Source organism: Aeromonas sp. 603079 (assembly GCF_049172135.1).
Taxonomy (GTDB): Bacteria; Pseudomonadota; Gammaproteobacteria; order Enterobacterales; family Aeromonadaceae; genus Aeromonas; species Aeromonas veronii.
Genome location: NZ_JAAKPX010000011.1, coordinates 15413 through 34669, shown reverse-complemented (window position 1 = coordinate 34669; position 19257 = coordinate 15413). Strand labels below are relative to the sequence as shown.

Sequence of the window (19257 nt, the reverse complement as noted above, 5' to 3'; positions counted from 1 at the left end):
AAGTCATGAAACATTCAACACTTTGGCTCTCCTTGCTGACCATCTTCTCGGCCCATGCCACCGAGGAGCCGCTGGCTGTCGAGGATTACTCTCTGCAATCGGCCAGGGAGGCCAAAACCGCGCGCTGGCGCTGCGCATCCTGTGAAAGCGAGAGTGGCTGGTTTGGTGAGGTGGGGCTGGGGACAGGCTACATCAACGATGATGGCGCGACCCGTTTTCGCAACTGGGTGCCCGCCGCCAACGATACCGGCATGCAGGGGATCTTTAACGCTGACCTGCAGTATCGGGGAGAGGGATCCCGTTATGGCGCACTCGAGGCCAGGGATCTTGGAATGCGCCGTTTCAGCATGTCACTGGAGCAAGGGTTCTATGATGGCGCGCGCGCCAAAATTGGCTACTCCGAAACCCCCTTTTACTGGAACAGCCATGGCAAGAGTGTCTATCGCTCTGACGATGCGCCTATGGCGGCTGGTGCGCTGGCCGAATTTGACAAGGAGGTGGTCCGCAAGAAGCTGACTATGGGGCTTGCCTATACCCCCAAGAGCCCATGGCGCCCTTATGCCGATTTCTCTTATGAGAAAAAAGAGGCAACGCTGGCCACTTATCAGTCCAGCATCCCGGGGATAGGCAGCATGCCGGGCTTTGTACCCAAGCTGGTCGATGGCAGCAGTACCACCCTGGTCAAGAGTGGCATCAGCTACCTGGGTGAAGGCTGGCTGGTTGATCTGGCCTACAACGGCTCACTCTATCGCAACGAGGAGACCGCATTCTATTTCGGTTCGGCCAGCGACCCCTATGCCAATGAGCGGGCTTACGAACCCGACAACAGCTTCCATCAGGTCAGTTTATCCGGCCAGTACAACTGGAACCGGCAGAGTCTGAGCGGTCGCATTCTCAGCAGCCGAACAACGTCGGATGGCAATCTAGCCGCCTTCCGGCAGGTGCCGATCACCCAGAGCGATTTCCACGGTGAGATCGATACCATCCAGACCAATGCCAAATGGGTGGGGCGTTTTGGCCGGGATTTGACTCTGCGGGCCGGGGGCGAATACCGGGATCGGCAGGACAACTCGGACAAGCAGGTTGTTATTGGCAAACAACGGCAGCCGGGGGATCGTTCTCACAGTAAAGCCAATCTGGAAGCGGATTACCGCCTGAGTCGATCGGTCAAGGTAACCGGGGGTTACCAGTATCGTGCCGATGAACGGGAGTACGCGGATCGTCGCAAGACGGATGAGCAGACATTGTTCCTCAAGAGTCGCTATCGCCCGGTGGGTGATCTGCAACTGGGGGGGAAACTCTCCTGGAGCACCCGGGATGGCTCTGAGTGGAAGAATAACAATACCAATGTCAGCCCGACCTTGCGTCAGTTCTATCTGGCCAATCGTGACAGGTTCGAGCTGCGTGGCGATCTGCAGTATGCCTTCAGCGAGCAGTTAAGCTCCTCGCTGGAAGGGTGGTGGGCACGGGCAAACTATCCGGAGCCTGACATCGGACTCAGTGAAGGGGAGGATTACGGTATCGATCTGACCCTTAACCAGCAGTTTGATGAGAATCTCAGTGGCCATCTCTTCAGCAATGTACAGTGGATCACCTCAAGCCAGAACCATGCTTACACCGGTGCCCCGGACTGGGATCCCTATTCGACCCGGGTTCGTGACCAAATCACTACTCTGGGAGTGGGTCTAAGCCAGAAGAAGGCGTTTGATTTGGCGCTGGAACTGGGGGTGGATTACAGCTTCTCCTATGGCCGTGGCCAGACAGATGCCAGCAAGGGTTATGACTACCCCGACCTGACCAGCAAGCAACACCGTCTGGAAGGCTATGCCCTCTATCAGCTCGACGAGAAGCAGTCACTGCGCTGGGATATGCGCTACGAGTTCTACCACGATGTGGACTACCTCTACACCGGTGAGGAGTACAGCATGGGTCATGTTAACCAGAACTATAACGGTTACTTCACCGCTATCTCCTGGCTCTACAAGTTCTAACGCCGCAAGTGCCACAAGGGGAGCCTGGCTCCCCTTTTTCATGCCCGGCACAGACACCCGAATGCGGATAGCAATTGATGCCTGGATGCCGCGAGGCATGTTGCTATCTAATTGATTTTCTATATTTCAGATCTTCCCAGCAGCTGGGTTGCGTGGCGGCACTGCGACGTTAGGCCGCTGATCTTGTGTGGCGCCGAACGGGCCGATCGGTTGATGGTGGGCGACAAGTGGCGGGTGTGAATGGCGCCGTCGTGGGGCTCGATATCGAACAGCTTATCGCCCTTCACAAGGTGGCTGCTGCTGTGCTGGTACGTGGCCAGGTGAGAGCAAACGGTAAAAAGCGAAGGGGTCCGCAGCGGGCCCCTTGTTGTTGGCGCTTTTCGCTGCGCCGCTATTTGGCGGCGGGGGCAGGGAAGTATTTGCTGTGCAGCAGCGGGTATTCACTGCTCGCCAGCACCTGGGTCAAGCCGGTCTGGAACTCTTTGACCAGTTCGTCGCTTACCGGATGGCTGAAGGCGAAGCAGAACTGCTCCGAGCTAAGTACCCACTGCTCCTTGAAGCGGGCGGGGTCGAGTTTTTGCTCCACGATCAGCTGTTCCATGGTGGTTTTGTTGGTGGAGACCAGATCGATCCGACCTGAGGTGAGCATCTTCAGCGCTTGTGCCAGCCGATTGGCTGCCATCAGCTTGGTCTCGTCAAAGCCGTTGTTGAGTAGCAACTGTTCTCCCACATCAGCCCGTACCGCCCCGATATTGAATGCTTTGGCATCATCGAGCTTGGTGATAGTGATATTGCGCTCGGCCAACCCTACCAGCACGATTTCGGCGTAACCAATGGGACAGGCCCATTTGAACAGAGGATCCCGCGCCTGGGTGCGGGCGGTGGAGAAGAGTACCGCATTGGGCTTTTGGGTCAGCAGGTAGTAACCGCGCGCCCAAGGCATGATGGTGATGGGCTGCGCTGGGGTATTGGTCTTTTTCCATACCAGTTGCAGCAGTTCGACCGCGAGGCCGGTGGGGGCGCCACTTGCATCGGCGTAGTTGTAGGGTTTGTACTCTTCGGTAATGTAGTGAAGCTTGGCCAGCTCGGGGCTGGCGTTGGCAAAGGAGGTAACAAGCAGTGTGGCCAACCCGATCCATGGTTTCATTTCTCTATCCTGCTCAAGGGAATACCTATGCTCAATTGTGACCAAGCCGGATGATTTCGCCAAGGCGGGTTTGCAGTTTGGCAAAAAGTGCAGGAGGCCGCCGGCATGTTGTGCTGTGTTGCGAGGGTCAGAGAGACTGGCGCAGTGGCAGGTATTTGGCTTGCAGTTGCGAAAATTGAGGGGAGGCCCGGGCACGATCCAGAGCTTGTTGAAAGCGGCTTATATCCCTGTCTGGCACCTGACGGCTAAAGGCATAGCAGAGTGGCTTGCTGTCGAGCACAAAGGCCACATTGAAGTCATTCAGATCCATGTTGAGGTCCTTGAGGGTTTGATAGCCGACCAGCTTGTTGGTAGCAAAGAGATGGGTACGGCCCGAGGCGAGCATTTTGGCCGCCTGGCTGAGACGGTTTGCCTCGACAAGGTTGCTTTCATCCAGACCCCGCTCCTGCAACAGCTGACTCGATACGGTCGAGCGCACCACCGCAATCTTGTATTGTTTCATTTGTTCGGCAGAGACAAGGGTCAGCTTGTCAGCTGCGCGGCCAAGAAGCACAAAGTCCGAGTTGTCGATGGGGCAGGCCCACTTGAAAAGCGCTTCCCGTTCGGGTGTCCGTGCGGTGGCAAACAGCACCACATTGTGCTTGCTGCTTAGTTCTTTGTAGCCGCGGGCCCACGGCAGAATGCGTATTGGTTGGGGGGAAAGGTCACTATATTGCCAGATCATCTGCAGCAGTTCGACGGCAAGGCCGGTGGGCTGACCCTCTGCGTCACTGAAGTTAAAAGGCGGGGAGATTTCGGTGCAGTATTCGAGCTTGTCCAGATCTGCACGGGCAAAGCTGGCCCACAGAAGGAGTAGGATGTGGGAGAGATGCCATTTCCGCATGGAAGAGATCCTTCACTATATCGACAATGCCAAACAGTGTGACGGCTCGAGTTCGCAATAGCCAGCTCCTTGAGGGCAACCATAGTGCGACTGAGGGACCATCCCAGCCGCAGCCGAGAGTCAGCGCACCGGCAGGTATTTGGCCTGCAATTTGCGAAACTCCTCCGAGGCGAGGGCGCGGGTCAGGCCCTGCTGAAAGAGGGTGATCTCGCTGTCAGGCACCTGACGGCTGAAGGCGTAGCAGAGCTGCTCGGCGCTCAGCACCATGGCCACGTTGAAGTCATCGCTGCTCAGCTTCAGTTCGCGGACGGCGTCATATCCCGCCAGCTTGCTGGTGGCGAGCAGGTCGGCGCGGCCGGAGAGCAGCATCTTCAACCCCTGCGACAGGCGGTTGGCCGGGATGATGTTGTTGTCATCCATGCCGTTGTTGAGCAGCAGCTGTTCGGCTGCATCCGAGCGCACCGCGCTGATCTTGTATTGGCTCATCTGATCGAAGGCGGTCAGGGTGATGTTCCGCGCTTTGCGGCCCAGCAGTATGTATTCCGAGTAGCCGATGGGGCAGACCCACTTGAAGAGATCCTCCCGCGCCTGGGTGCGGGCGGTGGAGAAGAGCACCACGTTGGGCTTCTGGGTTAGCAAGTAATAACCTCGCGCCCAGGGCAGGATGCGCACCGGCTGGGGCGTCACGCCGCTGTGTTGCCAGATCATCTGCAGCAGATCGACCGCAAGCCCGGTGGGCTGGCCTTGCGGATCGCTGTAGTTGTAGGGGGGGGACTCTTCGGTGAGGTACTCGAGCTTGCCCAGATCAGCCCGGGCCGTCGAGGCCCAGCAGAGCAGCAACAGATGACAGATCAGCCATATCCTCATTGGGAACATCCTTAGCGATCAACCTTCCCTTGAGTGTGACCATGAACAGAGTAAATAGCCACTCACGGCCGTTACCAGCGGGCGCGGGTCTGCCCGATGGGCTGGTAGGCCTCATCCCGCAGCCCCACCAGCAGGGTCTTGCCATCGGCTTGCAGCCGGAACTCGCCGTAGCGGGCTGTTTCGTACTGCTCCCCCGTGCCCTCTTCAAAGAAGTAGGCATCGGGGCCGATCTGCCACTGCCGCTCGCTCTGGTGTACCTGCAATAGCCGCTCATCGCTGGCGAGCCGATCCGGTTTGCCATCGACCACCAGAGTGGCTACCTGATGGGCATCGAGGCGGATCACCAGGGTGTCGCTGCCCTTGTCTTGAGTCGCACGGGCGTCGCGGCTGGTCAGCTCGCGGGCAATTTCATAGTTGAGCCGCATGTAATCCCCCTGCATCAGAGAGCGGGGATCGACCGGAGCGAGCCGCAGCAGCACCACTTCGCCGCTGCTCATGGCGTGCTCATAGCGCCAGACGGTGGCATTGATGCCTGCCAGGATGGCGAGGCCGCTCAGCAACAGGGCGAGTTGTCGGGTGACGGGTTTCATGAGTCGCTCCTTGCCGCAAAGGTGGTGAGCAGCTGGCGGGCACCCAGCAGCAGGATGCCGGAGCCCAGCAACAGCCAGGATTTGGTCATCAGGGTGAGCCCCAGGTCGTAGTAATAGAGCGAGCCATAGCCGAGCAGCAGCAGGGCCGAGAGGGTCATCAGCCCCAGACTGCCGGCATAAAACCCGAGGATCAGCACCAGTGCGCCTGCCCCCATGCCGGGGATGATGGCGCTGATCAGCACCAGCGGCAGGCCAAACAGCAGGGGGAGCTTGAGCTTCACCATCACCGCCAGCAGCAGGGCGGCGCAGATCAGGGGATTGAGCCAGAGCGGCAGGCGGGACAGCCCCAGTTCGTCCAGCACGCTGCTGCCGCCATCCCACAGTGGGTGGTGCAGGCGGCCCAGCACCAGCAGGGAGAGGGCGAGCCCCAGCGTGATGGAGTGGTAGAGTTGGTGACGGGCGGGATCCCTATCTGCCCGCAGCCAGCAGAAGGTGATGGCCGCCATCACCAGCGGCAGCGCCAGCAGTTGCAGCCCGATGCAAGCGAGGCCAAGGGTGAGCAGCAGGGCCGCCGCCACGCTGTGAAACAGCCGCACCAGCCAGTGATCGAACAGCACGGCGATGGCAAGGGACAGCAGGCACAACCCAAACCAGAGCAGGGCATGATGGAGATCAAGCTGATCGAGCAGGCCATAGAGCAGCCAGGCATCGGCCGCCAGGGTGAGGGCCAGCACGAACTGATCCCAGAGATCGCCGCTTTGGCTGCGATTGAGGGCGTAGGCCCCCGCCAGCAGCACGGCCCCCAGCAGCAGGGCGCTGTTGGCCTCGCGGGTCAGCTGTTCGAAGGTGAGAAACAGGAAAAAGAGCAGGAACAGGGCGGCAATCCACCCCACCAGCCCCAGCATAAAGCGGCTCGACCAGTGGGGCTGGGTATCACTGGGCTGATCCCCTTCCACCAGATTGGCCTGTTGCAGTGCTTGCCAAAGGGTCAGATCACTCATGAGACCTCCGTTGTTGTTGCAGCCAGCGGGCGGCGGTGACAGAAAGGCCGATGGCAATCAGGCTCAGCAGCAAGAAGCCGTTGATGTCGGGCTCCATCCACTTGCCCAGCGCCGCGAAGATGACGGCAATCAGGCTGAGGCACCCCATGGCGAGTCCGGCGATAAATCTGTGGTGCCACAGGGCATAGGCCGCAGCGAGCCAGCCAAGCCAGAGCGGCCACACCAGCGGGGAGGCGACATCAAACAGCGCCAGCAGGGTGAGCAGGGTGGCCCCCAGACCGGCAGCAAGGCCCGCCAGCCAGCTTGGCATCAGGCGCCAGCGGTTTGGCGCCAGCAGAAGCAGAGCCCAGAGGACAGCGTTGAGAAGGGTAAGGCACCAGCCCAATCCCTCTTCATCGAAGGTAAAGAAGAACGTGAACAAACCGAGCCGCCAGTAGAGCACCAGCGCCAGCTGGCCGAGCAGCCAGCTTAAGGTCCAGAGCAGGGGACTTTGGCCAAACGCCGCCAGCGGCACCAGCATCAGCGCCCAGGTGGCGAACAGTTGCCAGGGATCGGCGCCGGTCTGGTAGGTCTGACCCACCAGCGCCAGCAGGGCACCGATATTGAGGGCGATGGCGAGCAGCAGCGCCTGACGGGGGGTATCCCCAAGGGGTTTGCGCCACAGCAGAAGCAGCATGGCGAGCAGCGGCGCCTCCAGCAGGGCGAGGCGGGAGACCCGGCCCAACTCCTGCCAGTTGAAGGCAACGAAGAAGATGAGGCCAGCCCCGATGCAGAGGGCGCCGAGCCAGAGCAGCAGCCGGTCAAACAGCCACTGCCAGCGCGCCGGATGGGGGGGAAGATCGGCGAGGGTCAGGGCGTCCGCCAGCTTCTCTGGCGCCAGCCGTCCCTGTTTGACCCATTCGAGAAGCGTCTCTCTTGATACGTTGTGCATGGGGGGACTCCACGAGGTTTGCCCCATTATGGCATGAGGTCCCCGCAACCGTGCACTGCCCCTTGGCTGTAGGGCAGGTGGTTGCGACAGCGGGTTACGCACTAGACAAAGCAGCAAACAAAAAAGCCCTCCGAGGTGGAGGGCTTGGTCAGCGGAAAAGGCGATCAGGCAAAGATCAGGGTGCTCACCCCGAGGCCGACGAAGAGGATGGCGCAGGCGATGCGGATCCCCTTGAGCGGCAGCTTGTCTGCCCCCAGCTTGCCGATCAGCACCACCGGCACGTTGGCCAGCATCATGCCGAGGGTGGTGCCGGTAATGACCTGTACCAGCGAATCATATTTGGCGGCCAGCAGCACGGTGGCGATCTGGGTCTTGTCGCCAATCTCGGCGATGAAGAAGAGCACGAAGGTGGCCATAAAGGGGCCGTATTTATCCAGCGAGCTCTCCTCGTCATCCATCTTGTCCGGCACCAAAATCCAGATAGCCATGGCGATAAAGGCGATGGCGACCAGCCAGGTCATTATCTTGGGATCGAGCCAGCGGCTGATGAACTCACCAATCCAGGCAGCGCCCGCATGGTTGAGCAAGGTAGCCGCCAGCATGCCGGCGATGATGGGCCAGGGCTTGCGAAAACGGCAGATGAGCAGCAACGCCAACAGCTGGGTTTTATCGCCGATCTCGGCAATAGCGACGCTGAGGGTTGAGGTTAACAAGGCTTCCATAAAAATGACCGGGGGACGGAATTGTTATAAACCAAAGACAAGCCTGCGCCATCCGTCCCCGGTATTGGCACTGGCCCGTCAAAGGTCTTGTCAAATCCATGGCTGGCATGGATCACCCTGACCATGGTGATTTGGCACCAAGTATGTTGATCAGGGTCGCAAACCGGTATTCATGCAATGGATGGCACCGGCGTGCGAGACTACTCCCCCTCGATGGGAGCGGGCATTCTAGGGAAAAACCGCATGAGTGACAAGGGGATCAGCCACCCACCAGCTTGACGCTGAAACCGGCTTTCTCCAGCTCGGTTTTGATCAGGTCCCGTTTATCCCCCTGGATCTCGATCACTCCCTCCTTGATACCGCCTCCGGTGCCGCACTTTTTCTTGAGCAGGGTGGCCAGGGATTTTTGCTGATCGGCGGGTACGCCATGAATGGTGATCACCCCGGCGCCCTTGCGCCCTTTGGTCTCGCGGCGCATGCGCACGGTGCCGTCAGTGGGGAAGGGGGAGGCGGATTGGGGAGCGCTCTGCTCCTTGATTTGACCGCCATCTGTGCTGTAAACAAGGCGGCTGTTGCTGTCGTGACTCATGAGGTTACTTTACGGGTTAGCTAAGCGGAGTTTGATTTTACTCAAATAAAAGTTGAAGACACAGCTTATAATGCCCCAAGTAAAAGAGAATTATTATTGTTTAACTTCAGGAGTCAGTCATGGTACTCACGCAGTTGTCACCGGGACAGAGTGCTCGCATCAAGAATATGAATCAGCTCGCCCGGCCGCTGCGCCGCAAACTGATGGTGATGGGCCTGTTGCCCCAGACTGAAGTCATTTATCTGCGCTCCGCCCCCCTGGGGGACCCGCTCCAGATCCAGTGCCAGGGGATCTGTCTCTCCATGCAAAAGAGTCTGGCCCAGCAAATAGAAGTCGAGCCGGTATAACCCCCTGTTCGGCTACCGCTTCGGTCAAGAAAGTCACCGGGAGCGGTTCAGAGACAAGAAGTCGAACCTGCAAAGCAGCTTGCCACTCGCACGCGGTGGGTTCAGAAGAAAATAGAGGTAGAGCTGGTATGAATTATTCCCTGGTAACGGTAGGTAACCCCAATAGCGGTAAGACCTCCCTGTTCAACGCCCTGACCGGCGCCCGCCAGCAGGTAGGCAACTGGAGTGGCGTCACCGTAGACAAGAAGATGGGTGAGTTCAGCGCGGGTGAGCATCACTTCAAGCTGATGGATCTGCCCGGCATCTATAGCCTGGCGGGTCAGGATGGCAGTCTGGACGAGCAGATCGCCAGCCGCTTTGCCCAGGGCCAACAACCCGACCTGCTGCTCAACGTCATCGACGCCGCCAATCTGGAGCGCTCCCTCTACCTCACGCTGCAACTGCGCGAACTGGGCCTGCCCATGGTGGTGGTGCTCAACAAGCTGGATATCCTGCAAAAGCGCCGCATCGTCATCGACGATAGCAAGCTCGGCAAATCCCTCGGTTGCCCTGTAGTGGCCCTCTCTGCCCACAACAGCAAGCAGGTTGCCGCCTTCAAGCAGCAGATCCGGCAGTTTATCGGTCAGCCGCAAGCAGCCTTGCAACTCGATTACGGCCAAGAGCTTGAAACCGATCTGGCGGAGCTGGAGACCCTGCTCGCCCCGCATCACCTCACTACCCGTGGCCGCGCCCTGCGCCTGCTGGAAGAGGATGCGGTGATGCAGGAGACCCTGCTGCCCGGTCAGCAGGCGGCCGCCGCCAATGTGGTAGCTCGCGCTCATCAAGGGCAGGATATCGACCTGCAACTGGCAGATATCCGCTACGGCCATATCCACCAGTGGGTACAACAGGCTCGCCAGCAGAAGGGCAAGCTCACCGAGGCCCAGAGTGAGTGGCTGGATCGGGTGCTGCTCAATCGCTGGATTGGCATCCCCTTCTTCCTGTTTGTCATGTACCTGATGTTCATGTTCGCCATCAAGGTGGGCAGCGCCTTTATCGACTTCTTCGACATCATGGGCGGCGCCCTGTTTGTCGATGGGGTGCACCACCTGCTGGGGCTGATCAATGCCCCCGAATGGTTGGGCGCCATTCTGGCTGACGGCTTCGGGGTTGGTTTGCAGACCGTGGCCACCTTTATTCCGGTGATTGGTTGCCTCTATCTGTTCCTCGCGGTACTGGAGAGCTCCGGCTATCTGGCCCGCGCCGCCTTCGTGGTGGATGCCCTGATGCGCCGCCTCGGCCTGCCGGGCAAGGCGTTCGTGCCGATGCTGATGGGCTTTGGCTGTACCGTCCCCTCGGTGATGGCGACCCGTACCCTCAACTCCGAGCGGGAGCGGCTGATGACCTCCGCCATGGCCCCCTTCATGTCGTGCGGTGCCCGTCTGCCGGTTTACGCCCTGTTTGCGGTGGCCTTCTTCCCTGAATCAGGCCAGAACCTGGTGTTCGGTCTCTACCTCATCGGTATTCTGGTGGCGGTGCTCACTGGCCTGCTGCTGCGCAATACCCTGCTGCCGGGCAAGAGCGACTCCATGGTGATGGAGATGCCGGATTACGAGTGGCCGCGTCCTGTCAACGTTGCCATCAAGACCTGGCAGAAGCTCAAATCCTTCGTCTTTGGCGCCGGTAAAACCATCGTGCTGGTGGTTGCCGTGCTGAGCGTGCTTAACTCCCTGGGTACCGATGGCAGCTTTGGCCATCAGGAGCAGGAGAGCTCGGTCCTTAGCAAGATCAGCCAAGCGGTGACCCCGGTGCTGCACCCCATCGGTGTGCGCGATGACAACTGGCAGGCTACGGTCGGTATCGTCACCGGTATCTTCGCCAAAGAGGCGGTGGTCGGTACCCTCAACAGCCTCTACGCCGGTGGTGGCGCAGATGAAGAGGAGGCGAGCGAGTTCTCGCTGGTGGCCAGCTTCCATGAGGCGATCGATGCCGTGGCAGCCAATCTGGCGGAGATCAACCCGAGCGACCCTATGGGGCTTGATGTTGGCAACCTCGACGACCAGAAAGCTGCCGCCGAGGCGCAGGAAGTGGATGTCTCCACCTACGGCAACATGCAGACCCACTTCGATGGGGCGGCTGGTGCCTTTGCCTACCTCTTGTTCGTGCTGCTCTACATGCCTTGCGCCGCCGCCATGGGTGCCCTGGTGCGGGAAACCGGTCGCCAGTGGGCCCTCTTTACCGCGGCCTGGTGCAACTATATGGCCTTTATGTGCGCGACCCTCTTCTATCAGGTGGCCACCTTCGCCGCTCATCCGGAGCAGAGCCTGTTCTGGATCGTCAGCTATGGCCTCTCTCTGGTACTGCTCTGGTGGGCCGGTCGCCGTCACGGTGACATCGTCGCCCGCAAGGTGGTGACCTTATGATCCTGCGCGAGCTGGGGGATTACCTCGCCGCGCAGCAGAAGGTGAGCCGGCGTGATCTGGCTCGCCACTTCCACACCTCGGAAGATGCGGTGGAGGCCATGCTCGGCGTCTGGATGCGCAAGGGGCGGGTCATCAAGCGCGAGAGTCGGGTCTGTGGTGGCAGTTGCTGCGGCAAGAGCGAGGAGGTGATGTTCGAGTGGTGTGACGCGGGCCAGATTGGCATCAAGATCCGCTAAACGACTACCCAACCTCATCACCAAACATCGAACAATAAAAAACGGCAGGCCCTGCTTTAAATGAGGGTCTGCCGTTTTTATTGCTGCACACTGGCGGGATCAGGCGCTCTGGCGAGCCTCGCTCAGCAGTGCCAGCGCCGGTTGGGCGTTGTTCGGCATCAGCCGGTAGGCTTTGTGGTGTTTGACCAGGGTGGTCTTCTTGTTGCCCTGGCTCAGCAGCAGGCCGTGCTTGAAGGCCGCCTCGGCCAGCACCTGCTCATCACCGCGCACATAGAGGGTGAGGGGTTTGACAAGCTCACCGTCCTCGATATGGCCTTCATATTCGCTATGGCTTACCACCAGACTCGCTTGACCGCCCGATTGCAGGCGCAGCTTGGCGTTCACCTCGCTCTCGGTCAGCACCAGCCAGCCTGCCGCCGTCAGATCCTCCAGCAGGGCCGCCAGCTTGGCTCCCAATTGCTGCGGATTGGTCATGGCGCACTGGTATTGGAAGGCGATGCGCTCCAGCAATCCCTTGAGATCGGCGCCCGCACCCAGCGTGCGGCCAAGCTGCACCCAAGCTTTCAAATCTTCCATCACCAGACGGGAGAAGCGCTTCTCCTTGAGGGAGTCGGCCATCCAGGTGCAGAGAAAGTGGCTCTCTTGCGCCGGAGTGCGCTTGCCCGCCTTTTGCTCGGCGGTGCGGGCCAGTTCGGCCAGGCTCTGGGTGGCCATCTCGAGCAGGGCCTGATTGTAGGTCGGAGAGGTCATAAGCAATCCTTGAGTTGACCACCAGGGGTCAACACCGATGACAGAGATGGCAAAGGCGCCAGTGGCGCCTTTGCGGTTCAATAGAGCAACTGTCCGCCTTATTTCGGCTGGCGGGGCTTCTTGGCGGCGGCCAGACGCTTGAGGCGCTGACCCTGCAGCTTGGCTTCGGCCATCACCTGGGCCACGGCGTTATCTTCACGCTGCGGACGCTTGCCGAAGCGGCGACGCTCCTGCAGCTGTTTGATCAGCTCGTCACGGCTGCTCACCTCATAGCCCGGTACCATGATGCGGCGGATCTTCTGGCCGATCAGGGCCTCGATCTCCAGCAGGGTACGCTCCTCTTCACGGCTGACGAAGGAGATGGCCATGCCGCGCTTGCCGGCACGACCGGTACGGCCGATGCGGTGCACGTAATCTTCCGCCAGGAACGGCAGATCATAGTTGACCACGTACTCCAGATCCGGAATGTCCAGACCACGGGCTGCCACCTCGGTGGCGACCAGTACCCGTATCTTGCCTTCCATGAATTCGCGCAGGGCGCGGCGACGGTTGCCCTGGGCCTTCTCGCCATGGACAACGGCGGACTTGATGCCGTCGAGGTTCAGCTCCTCGACCAGCACATCACAGCTCTCGCGGGTACTGGCGAACACCAGCACCTGCTGCCAGTTCTGCTTGCCAATCAGCTCGGAGAGCAGCTCGCGCTTGCGCTTCTGCTCGACCGGATAGACGGTGTGGCTGACGGTGTCGGCGGTGGAGTTCTGCTTGTTGACGCTGACGATCTGCGGTCTGTCCAGCATCAGGTTGGCCAGCTTCTTCACCGCGTCGGAGAAGGTGGCGGAGAAGAGCAGGTTTTGACGGGTCTTGTTGACCGCTTGCAGGATCTTCTGCACATCGGCACTGAAGCCCATGTCGAGGATGCGATCTGCTTCATCCATCACCAGACACTCCACGGTGGAGAGGCTGAGGTTGCAGGCGGTGAGGTGCTCCAGTAGACGGCCCGGGGTGGCCACAATGATGTGAGCGCCCGCTTTGAGCTTCTTGGCCTGCACGTCCTGCTTGCCACCGCCGACGATGGTGATGGTGGTGACATCGAGATACTTGGCGAAGTCATTGATGTTGCTCGCCACCTGAGCCGCCAGCTCGCGGGTCGGGGTCAGGATCAGCACCCGGGCGTTGGAAGGCTGGACCGGCGCCGGATTGTCTACCAGACGCTGCAAGATGGGCAGGGCGAAGGCGGCGGTCTTGCCGGTACCGGTCTGGGCGCTGGCCAGCACATCGCGGCCACGGCGAATGGCCGGGATCGCCTGCTGCTGCACAGGGGTCATCTCCTGATAACCGCACTCCGAGACTGCGCGCAAAATCTCGGGGGCAAAATCGAATGCTTCAAATCTCATATCGGTTTCCTGTGATCCAACTGGATTGTGTTCGGCTTGACAAGCCGGCATGGGCGAACGGTCGCGGATTGCCACTGGTGGCCGACCCTGATAAAGCATCAGCGCAGCCTGAAAATGGCGGGCGCGAAGTGTAACAGATAGGCGCAGCAAATTCTGCCTCAATTGGCCAGAGTTTTTTATCGGTTTTTTTAACCGGCGCAAGGTTTTGGTCGCCGCCATTTGACTCCAAAAATGCCAGCCGTAAGGATAGTGGCTATTGATAGTCATGAAAGGAGAGGGCGATGACCGGGTGCGAGCGCGGTTTGCCACTGCAGACGGCGAGGGCCAATACCCCCCTTGAGCGTCTGAAGCAGGCGCTGGAGCAGTTTGGCGAGCAGCACGACCTGGCGCAGACGGATCGCGCCGACAAGATGCTCAACATTACCCGCGATACCGGCGAGTTGCTGGCGGTTTTGGTGCAGACCCGCGGGGCGCAGGCGGTGCTCGAGATCGGCACCTCCAACGGTTACTCCACCCTCTGGCTGGCCGAGGCGGTGGCCCGGCTCGATGGTCATGTCACGACCATCGAACGGGATGAGAGCAAGCGGGCACTGGCGCAGGCCAATTTCGAACAAGCCGGTCTTGCCGGGCGGATCACCCAGCTGGCCGGGGAGGCGGGAGCGCTGTTGCCCACCCTGCCATCGGCGGGCTTCCCGCTCATCTTTCTTGATTCCGATCGCCGGCAATACCGGGTGTGGTGGCCGCAGTTGCAGCGTCTCTTGCCCCCGCGCGGCTTGCTGGTGGTCGATAATGCCATCTCTCATCGGGAGGAGCTGGCGGAATGGATGGCTGAAGTGGCGCAGGATCCCCGTTTTGTCACCTCGCTGGTGCCGGTGGGCAAGGGGGAGTGGCTGGTGGTGAGAGTGTGAGCAACCTGAACATGAAGAGGGAGGTGGCAGTGATGAAACCGGTGGCAGTGGTGGAAGCTTACTGGCAGGCAATGCAGAGCAATGATTTTGCCAGAGCGGCGCGATGGCTGGGGGATGAGTTTGTCTGTGACTGGCCGCAATCGGGGGAGCGGATCCTCGGGCGCTGCAACTTTGTCGAGATCAATCGCCGTTATCCGGCCGCCGGGCCGTGGAGTTTCACCATAGTCCGCCTGCTGGCACAAGGAGACGAGGTGGTGAGCGAAGTGCAGATCACCGATGGGGTCGTGCATGCCCGGGCCATCACCTTTCATCGGGTCGAGGGCGATCGCATTGTGCAGCAGACCGAATATTGGCCGGAACAGTATGAGGCCCCCGCCTGGCGCCGTCCCTGGGTGAGCAAGCTAACCCGCACGCCAGAACTCGTCTAAAAAGAGCGCCGCCGGTCACTCTGATGGCTGGCGGTGTTTGCCATGTTCAAGCCATCCCACCCTCGTTATCCATTATTTCGCTAAATATCACCATATTTCATGGTTTGGACATGGGATATGGCGCGATATGTTTTGCCTAAGCCAGCTCGATATTTGCAAGGCATACATCTGAGTTTTTAGATATTTGCATCATCCATGCAAGAGACGGTTTCATTAATATGGTTGTCGTTGGCGACTCATGGGAAATAAAAATATAACGAGGTAAATAATATGAACAAGTGGCACACTCTCTTTTTACTGGCATCCCTTCCGTTGACCTTGGTGACTTCTGCCGAGGCACAATCCTCCCTTGCGGCGATTCAGCATAGTGGCGTGATCAAGATTGGTACCGAAGGGGCTTATCCTCCGTTCACCTATCACGACAAGAGCGGCAAGCTGGTCGGCTTTGATGTGGAGATTGGCGAGCTGATTGCAAAAGGCCTTGGGGTGAAGCCGGAGTTTGTCGAAGGCAAGTGGGATGGTCTCATCGCCGGGGTGGATGCCAAGCGCTACGATCTGGTGCTCAACGAAGTGGCCATCACCCCGGAGCGGCTGAAAAAGTATGATTTTTCAGATCCCTACATCACCTCCAAAGCGGTGATCGTGGTGCACAGCGATAATCACAGCATCAACAGCTTTGCGGATCTGAAGGGTAAGAAATCATCCCAGTCCCTGACTAGCAACTTTGCTCAGCTGGCGAAATCCTCGGGCGCCGAGGTGGTCGCCACCGAGGGCTTCAACCAGTCACTACAGCTGGTGCTGACCGGGCGAGTGGATGCCACCATCAATGACAGCCTCTCGTTCCTCGACTTCAAGAAACAGAAACCGGATGCCAAATTGAGGGTGGCGGCGACCGAGGCGAAGGGGGATCAATCGGCAGTGTTGCTCGCCAAGGGACAGCCGGAATTGCTGGCCGCTATCAATCAGGCACTGCGCACTGCCAAACAGGATGGTAGCTACCAGAAAATATCTCTTAAGTATTTTGGTACTGATGTCTCGCAATAATATTGCCGGAAAATAATAACTAGCGAGGTAATTAACGTGCCAGCCTGGTTGCAGTTAATGATCGACTCTTTTTGGCCCCTGCTTAGAGCGGGGCTTATTTTTACCGTGCCACTGACCCTGATCACCTTTGTCTTGGGAATATTGCTCGGCTTGCTGGTGGCGCTGGCCAGATTATATGGCCCGACACCATTGGTGGCACTGGTTCGTTTTTATGTCTGGCTTATTCGTGGTACGCCGCTGCTGGTGCAGCTCTTTCTGATTTTCTATGGCTTGCCGAGTGCTGGCATTGTGCTGGATGCCTTCACCGCCGCGGTGATCGGGTTCACCCTCAACATCGGCGCCTACAGCTCTGAGATCATCCGTGCCACTCTGGCGGCGATCCCGAAAGGGCAGTGGGAGGCGGCCTATTCGATTGGCATGAACTGGCCCCAGGTGATGTGGCGGGTGATCCTGCCGCAGGCGGCGCGCATTGCGGTGCCACCGCTTTCCAACACCTTTATTTCGCTGGTGAAGGACACCTCGTTGGCGGCGGCAGTGACCGTGCCTGAGCTGTTTCAGGCGGCCCAGCGGCTCGCCTCTGTCACCTATGAGCCGCTGATCCTTTACATAGAGACGGCCATCATCTACCTGCTGTTTAGCTCGGTGCTCTCCACCTTGCAAGACCGGCTGGAGCGCAAGTTGACCCACAAAGAGACCCGGGAGGTCGCCCTATGATCCGGTTGCGTGGTATCGAGAAGCAGTTTGGCGGGCAGCGGGTGCTCAAGGGGATCGATCTTGCCATGGTGGCGGGCAGTGTGACCGCCCTGATTGGCCCCTCGGGCAGTGGCAAGAGCACCCTGTTGCGCTGTGTCAATGTGCTGGAGCGGCCGGATGCGGGGCACTTGGTGTTGGGGGGGAGCGAACTCGATTTTTCTCACCATCTGCCTCGCCAGAGCGTGCAGGCATTGCGCCAGCAGACCGGCATGGTATTCCAGAATTTCCAACTGTTCCCGCACATGACGGTGCTGGAAAACGTGATTGAGGGGCTGGTGACCGTGTTGAAGTGGCCAAGAGCGAAAGCGGAGGTGCGCGGCTTGCAACTGCTCGACAAGGTGGGGCTCAGGCACAAGGCCGAGGCGGTGCCTGCCACCCTCTCCGGTGGCCAGCAGCAGCGGGTTGCCATTGCGAGGGCGCTGGCGCCATCGCCCAAGGTACTGCTCTGTGATGAACCCACCTCGGCGCTGGATCCCGAGCTTGCCCAGGAGGTGGTGACGGTGCTGCGCCAGCTGGCCTGCGAGGGAACCACCATGCTAATCGCCACCCACGATCTGCGGCTGGCCGCCCAGATAGCGCAGCAGGTGATCTTTCTGGAGGCGGGTGAGGTGGTGGAAGCAGGCAGTGCACGCCAGATGTTCACCACTCCCAAGCGGGCGCGTACCTTCGAGTACATCTCCACCCTCACCGAGCGGTTGCCGGAGAGCTGGAGCATCTAGCCGCTCCCCGGACGAGGTGGGTGGAGTGATAGGTGACAAGCTGCCAGCGAGAACTCCGAGCCTTGAATCCCGAGCCTCAAAAGAAGAGCCCCGCATTTGCGGGGCTCTGTTTTGGGTTGACTGCGGAATTGCAGGTTAGACCGCCAGATAGTCCATGATCCCTTCGGCCGCCTTGCGCCCTTCGTAGATGGCGGTCACCACCAGATCGGAGCCGCGTACCGCGTCGCCACCGGCGAACACCTTGGGGTTGCTGGTCTGGAAGGCATATTCCGCCTGCTCGCGCGCCTTGATGCGATCCCGGTTGTCGAGCTCGATGCCGAACTCCGCCATCCAGGGCTGGGGGTTGGGCTGGAAGCCAAACGCCATCACCACCGCATCGGCGGCCAACACCTGCTCTGAGCCCTCGATGACCACCGGATTGCGGCGGCCATTGGCATCGGGTTCACCCAGCTCGGTGCTCACTACTTTGATGCCGACGGTGCGACCACTGGCATCCAGCTCGACCGCTACCGGTTGCAGGTTGAACATGAACTCAACCCCCTCCTCGCGGGCGTTTTTCACCTCCCGCTTGGAGCCCGGCATGTTCTCCTCGTCGCGGCGATAGGCGCAGATCACCTTGGCGGCCCCCTGACGGATAGCGGTACGCACGCAGTCCATGGCGGTATCGCCACCGCCCAGCACCACCACCTGCTTGCCGGCGAAGTCGATGTAGTCGGCTTGTGCCTTCTCGAACCCCAGCAAGCGGTTGGCGTTGGCGATGAGGTAGGGCAGGGCATCATAGACGCCCGGCGCCTCTTCGTTGGCAAAGCCGCCCTTCATGTACTTGTAGGTACCGACCCCGAGGAAGACCGCATCGAACTCGCCGAGCAGATCGGCGAAGGTGATGTCCTTGCCCACTTCGGTCTCGAGACGAAACTCCACGCCCATCCCCTGGAAGATCTCGCGGCGACGTTGCATCACCTCTTTTTCCAGCTTGAAGGAGGGGATACCGAAAGTGAGCAGGCCACCGATCTCCGGATACTTGTCAAACACCACCGGGGTGACGCCATTGCGTGCCAGCACATCGGCACAGGCGAGGCCTGCAGGGCCGGCACCGATGACGGCGACCCGCTTGCCGGTCTTGACCACGTTCGAGAGATCCGGCTTCCAGCCCATCTCGAACGCCTTGTCGGTGATGTATTTTTCGATGTTGCCGATGGTCACCGCGCCGAAGCGATCGTTGAGGGTGCAGGAGCCCTCACAGAGGCGATCCTGCGGGCAGACCCGACCGCACACTTCCGGCAGGCTGTTGGTCTGGTGGGAGAGCTCTACCGCCTCCAGAATGCGCCCCTCTTTGGCCAGCTTCAGCCAGTTGGGGATGTAGTTGTGGACCGGACACTTCCACTCGCAGTAGGGGTTGCCGCACTCGAGGCAGCGATCCGCCTGCATCTGTACCTGCGGCTGATTGAAGGACTCGTAGATCTCCACAAACTGGATTTTGCGGATCTTGAGCGGCTTCTTGGGCGGGTCGACCCGCTGGACATCGATAAACTGAAATACGTTCTGGCTCATAGGG

General features: G+C 59.8%; 20 protein-coding genes. 9 read left to right on the top strand and 11 right to left on the bottom strand.

What is annotated here, in order from left to right:
• Positions 1 to 5: 5 nt before the first annotated feature.
• Entirely contained in the window at positions 6 to 1991 is a 1986-nt protein-coding gene (locus tag G5287_RS09820) for an MtrB/PioB family decaheme-associated outer membrane protein (protein WP_216978494.1), read from the top strand.
• A 391-nt stretch (positions 1992 to 2382) separates the two neighbouring features.
• Here the strand turns inward: G5287_RS09820 and G5287_RS09815 are convergent, their stop codons facing one another.
• The 8 genes from G5287_RS09815 to G5287_RS09780 all read right to left on the bottom strand — a co-directional run bounded on the left by G5287_RS09815 (position 2383) and on the right by G5287_RS09780 (position 8721).
• Positions 2383 to 3138, bottom strand: a complete 756-nt coding sequence (locus tag G5287_RS09815; protein WP_216953321.1) for a substrate-binding periplasmic protein — start codon at positions 3136 to 3138, stop codon at positions 2383 to 2385.
• Between the two features lie 127 nt (positions 3139 to 3265).
• Positions 3266 to 4021, bottom strand: coding sequence for a substrate-binding periplasmic protein (locus G5287_RS09810; RefSeq protein WP_216953322.1), 756 nt, complete (start codon positions 4019 to 4021; stop codon positions 3266 to 3268).
• A gap of 120 nt (positions 4022 to 4141) precedes the next feature.
• Entirely contained in the window at positions 4142 to 4888 is a 747-nt protein-coding gene (locus G5287_RS09805) for a substrate-binding periplasmic protein (protein ID WP_421231219.1), read from the bottom strand.
• A gap of 71 nt (positions 4889 to 4959) precedes the next feature.
• Complete coding sequence (locus tag G5287_RS09800; protein ID WP_227342433.1) at positions 4960 to 5478, bottom strand: GDYXXLXY domain-containing protein; 519 nt, start codon at positions 5476 to 5478, stop codon at positions 4960 to 4962.
• Complete coding sequence (locus tag G5287_RS09795) at positions 5475 to 6479, bottom strand: DUF4401 domain-containing protein (RefSeq protein WP_421208748.1); 1005 nt, start codon at positions 6477 to 6479, stop codon at positions 5475 to 5477. The genes G5287_RS09800 and G5287_RS09795 overlap by 4 nt, the downstream gene beginning before the upstream one ends.
• The gene (locus G5287_RS09790) at positions 6472 to 7410 is read right to left on the bottom strand and encodes a DUF2157 domain-containing protein (protein ID WP_421231218.1); all 939 of its coding nucleotides are present in this window, start codon (positions 7408 to 7410) and stop codon (positions 6472 to 6474) included. Before G5287_RS09790 ends, G5287_RS09795 begins: the two co-directional genes overlap by 8 nt.
• A gap of 164 nt (positions 7411 to 7574) precedes the next feature.
• Complete coding sequence (locus G5287_RS09785; RefSeq protein ID WP_005337386.1) at positions 7575 to 8132, bottom strand: TMEM165/GDT1 family protein; 558 nt, start codon at positions 8130 to 8132, stop codon at positions 7575 to 7577.
• 259 nt (positions 8133 to 8391) lie between these two features.
• On the bottom strand, positions 8392 to 8721 hold the full coding sequence (locus G5287_RS09780; protein WP_421171944.1) for a translation initiation factor: 330 nt from the start codon (positions 8719 to 8721) through the stop codon (positions 8392 to 8394).
• Positions 8722 to 8840: 119 nt separating this feature from the next.
• Between G5287_RS09780 and G5287_RS09775 the strand changes: the two genes are divergently transcribed.
• The 3 genes from G5287_RS09775 (at position 8841) to G5287_RS09765 (ending at position 11706) form a co-directional block, all read left to right on the top strand.
• On the top strand, positions 8841 to 9068 hold the full coding sequence (locus G5287_RS09775; protein WP_005337384.1) for a FeoA family protein: 228 nt from the start codon (positions 8841 to 8843) through the stop codon (positions 9066 to 9068).
• Between the two features lie 128 nt (positions 9069 to 9196).
• A complete protein-coding gene (gene feoB / locus G5287_RS09770) occupies positions 9197 to 11470 on the top strand; it encodes a Fe(2+) transporter permease subunit FeoB (RefSeq protein ID WP_266135580.1) in 2274 nt (757 codons plus the stop codon).
• Positions 11467 to 11706: a FeoC-like transcriptional regulator gene (locus G5287_RS09765; RefSeq protein ID WP_005350974.1), complete on the top strand. Its 240-nt coding sequence runs from the start codon at positions 11467 to 11469 to the stop codon at positions 11704 to 11706. Before feoB ends, G5287_RS09765 begins: the two co-directional genes overlap by 4 nt.
• Before the next feature lie 99 nt (positions 11707 to 11805).
• Here G5287_RS09765 and G5287_RS09760 read toward each other — a convergent pair whose 3' ends face one another.
• Positions 11806 to 12456: a DUF2913 family protein gene (locus tag G5287_RS09760; protein WP_421171945.1), complete on the bottom strand. Its 651-nt coding sequence runs from the start codon at positions 12454 to 12456 to the stop codon at positions 11806 to 11808.
• Between the two features lie 98 nt (positions 12457 to 12554).
• On the bottom strand, positions 12555 to 13850 hold the full coding sequence (locus G5287_RS09755) for a DEAD/DEAH box helicase (RefSeq protein ID WP_421231217.1): 1296 nt from the start codon (positions 13848 to 13850) through the stop codon (positions 12555 to 12557).
• 281 nt (positions 13851 to 14131) lie between these two features.
• Between G5287_RS09755 and G5287_RS09750 the strand changes: the two genes are divergently transcribed.
• The 5 genes from G5287_RS09750 to G5287_RS09730 all read left to right on the top strand — a co-directional run bounded on the left by G5287_RS09750 (position 14132) and on the right by G5287_RS09730 (position 17702).
• Positions 14132 to 14758 carry an O-methyltransferase gene (locus G5287_RS09750; protein WP_323071141.1) on the top strand — a complete coding sequence of 209 codons (627 nt, stop codon included), beginning with the start codon at positions 14132 to 14134 and terminating at the stop codon, positions 14756 to 14758.
• 32 nt (positions 14759 to 14790) lie between these two features.
• Positions 14791 to 15186: a nuclear transport factor 2 family protein gene (locus G5287_RS09745; RefSeq protein ID WP_041208475.1), complete on the top strand. Its 396-nt coding sequence runs from the start codon at positions 14791 to 14793 to the stop codon at positions 15184 to 15186.
• A 270-nt stretch (positions 15187 to 15456) separates the two neighbouring features.
• On the top strand, positions 15457 to 16230 hold the full coding sequence (locus G5287_RS09740; RefSeq protein ID WP_263084026.1) for an amino acid ABC transporter substrate-binding protein: 774 nt from the start codon (positions 15457 to 15459) through the stop codon (positions 16228 to 16230).
• A gap of 57 nt (positions 16231 to 16287) precedes the next feature.
• Positions 16288 to 16944, top strand: a complete 657-nt coding sequence (locus G5287_RS09735; RefSeq protein ID WP_421231216.1) for an amino acid ABC transporter permease — start codon at positions 16288 to 16290, stop codon at positions 16942 to 16944.
• Positions 16941 to 17702, top strand: a complete 762-nt coding sequence (locus G5287_RS09730; RefSeq protein ID WP_421231215.1) for an amino acid ABC transporter ATP-binding protein — start codon at positions 16941 to 16943, stop codon at positions 17700 to 17702. The genes G5287_RS09735 and G5287_RS09730 overlap by 4 nt, the downstream gene beginning before the upstream one ends.
• A gap of 135 nt (positions 17703 to 17837) precedes the next feature.
• On the opposite strand, the gene G5287_RS09725 is transcribed toward G5287_RS09730, so the two are convergent.
• On the bottom strand, positions 17838 to 19253 hold the full coding sequence (locus G5287_RS09725) for an FAD-dependent oxidoreductase (protein WP_005346752.1): 1416 nt from the start codon (positions 19251 to 19253) through the stop codon (positions 17838 to 17840).
• Between the last annotated feature and the right edge of the window lie 4 nt (positions 19254 to 19257).

What these genes read in the sequence shown, in the direction of transcription:
- G5287_RS09815 (WP_216953321.1), bottom strand. Translation starts at nt 3,138, where the DNA reads ATGAAACCATGGATCGGGTTGGCCACACTGCTTGTTACCTCCTTTGCC.
- G5287_RS09775 (WP_005337384.1), top strand. Translation starts at nt 8,841, where the DNA reads ATGGTACTCACGCAGTTGTCACCGGGACAGAGTGCTCGCATCAAGAAT.
- G5287_RS09765 (WP_005350974.1), top strand. Translation starts at nt 11,467, where the DNA reads ATGATCCTGCGCGAGCTGGGGGATTACCTCGCCGCGCAGCAGAAGGTG.
- G5287_RS09750 (WP_323071141.1), top strand. Translation starts at nt 14,132, where the DNA reads ATGACCGGGTGCGAGCGCGGTTTGCCACTGCAGACGGCGAGGGCCAAT.
- G5287_RS09735 (WP_421231216.1), top strand. Translation starts at nt 16,288, where the DNA reads ATGATCGACTCTTTTTGGCCCCTGCTTAGAGCGGGGCTTATTTTTACC.
- G5287_RS09785 (WP_005337386.1), bottom strand. Translation starts at nt 8,132, where the DNA reads ATGGAAGCCTTGTTAACCTCAACCCTCAGCGTCGCTATTGCCGAGATC.
- G5287_RS09730 (WP_421231215.1), top strand. Translation starts at nt 16,941, where the DNA reads ATGATCCGGTTGCGTGGTATCGAGAAGCAGTTTGGCGGGCAGCGGGTG.
- G5287_RS09810 (WP_216953322.1), bottom strand. Translation starts at nt 4,021, where the DNA reads ATGCGGAAATGGCATCTCTCCCACATCCTACTCCTTCTGTGGGCCAGC.
- feoB (WP_266135580.1), top strand. Translation starts at nt 9,197, where the DNA reads ATGAATTATTCCCTGGTAACGGTAGGTAACCCCAATAGCGGTAAGACC.
- G5287_RS09790 (WP_421231218.1), bottom strand. Translation starts at nt 7,410, where the DNA reads ATGCACAACGTATCAAGAGAGACGCTTCTCGAATGGGTCAAACAGGGA.
- G5287_RS09800 (WP_227342433.1), bottom strand. Translation starts at nt 5,478, where the DNA reads ATGAAACCCGTCACCCGACAACTCGCCCTGTTGCTGAGCGGCCTCGCC.
- G5287_RS09745 (WP_041208475.1), top strand. Translation starts at nt 14,791, where the DNA reads ATGAAACCGGTGGCAGTGGTGGAAGCTTACTGGCAGGCAATGCAGAGC.
- G5287_RS09805 (WP_421231219.1), bottom strand. Translation starts at nt 4,888, where the DNA reads ATGAGGATATGGCTGATCTGTCATCTGTTGCTGCTCTGCTGGGCCTCG.
- G5287_RS09795 (WP_421208748.1), bottom strand. Translation starts at nt 6,479, where the DNA reads ATGAGTGATCTGACCCTTTGGCAAGCACTGCAACAGGCCAATCTGGTG.
- G5287_RS09780 (WP_421171944.1), bottom strand. Translation starts at nt 8,721, where the DNA reads ATGAGTCACGACAGCAACAGCCGCCTTGTTTACAGCACAGATGGCGGT.
- G5287_RS09760 (WP_421171945.1), bottom strand. Translation starts at nt 12,456, where the DNA reads ATGACCTCTCCGACCTACAATCAGGCCCTGCTCGAGATGGCCACCCAG.
- G5287_RS09740 (WP_263084026.1), top strand. Translation starts at nt 15,457, where the DNA reads ATGAACAAGTGGCACACTCTCTTTTTACTGGCATCCCTTCCGTTGACC.
- G5287_RS09725 (WP_005346752.1), bottom strand. Translation starts at nt 19,253, where the DNA reads ATGAGCCAGAACGTATTTCAGTTTATCGATGTCCAGCGGGTCGACCCG.
- G5287_RS09755 (WP_421231217.1), bottom strand. Translation starts at nt 13,850, where the DNA reads ATGAGATTTGAAGCATTCGATTTTGCCCCCGAGATTTTGCGCGCAGTC.
- G5287_RS09820 (WP_216978494.1), top strand. Translation starts at nt 6, where the DNA reads ATGAAACATTCAACACTTTGGCTCTCCTTGCTGACCATCTTCTCGGCC.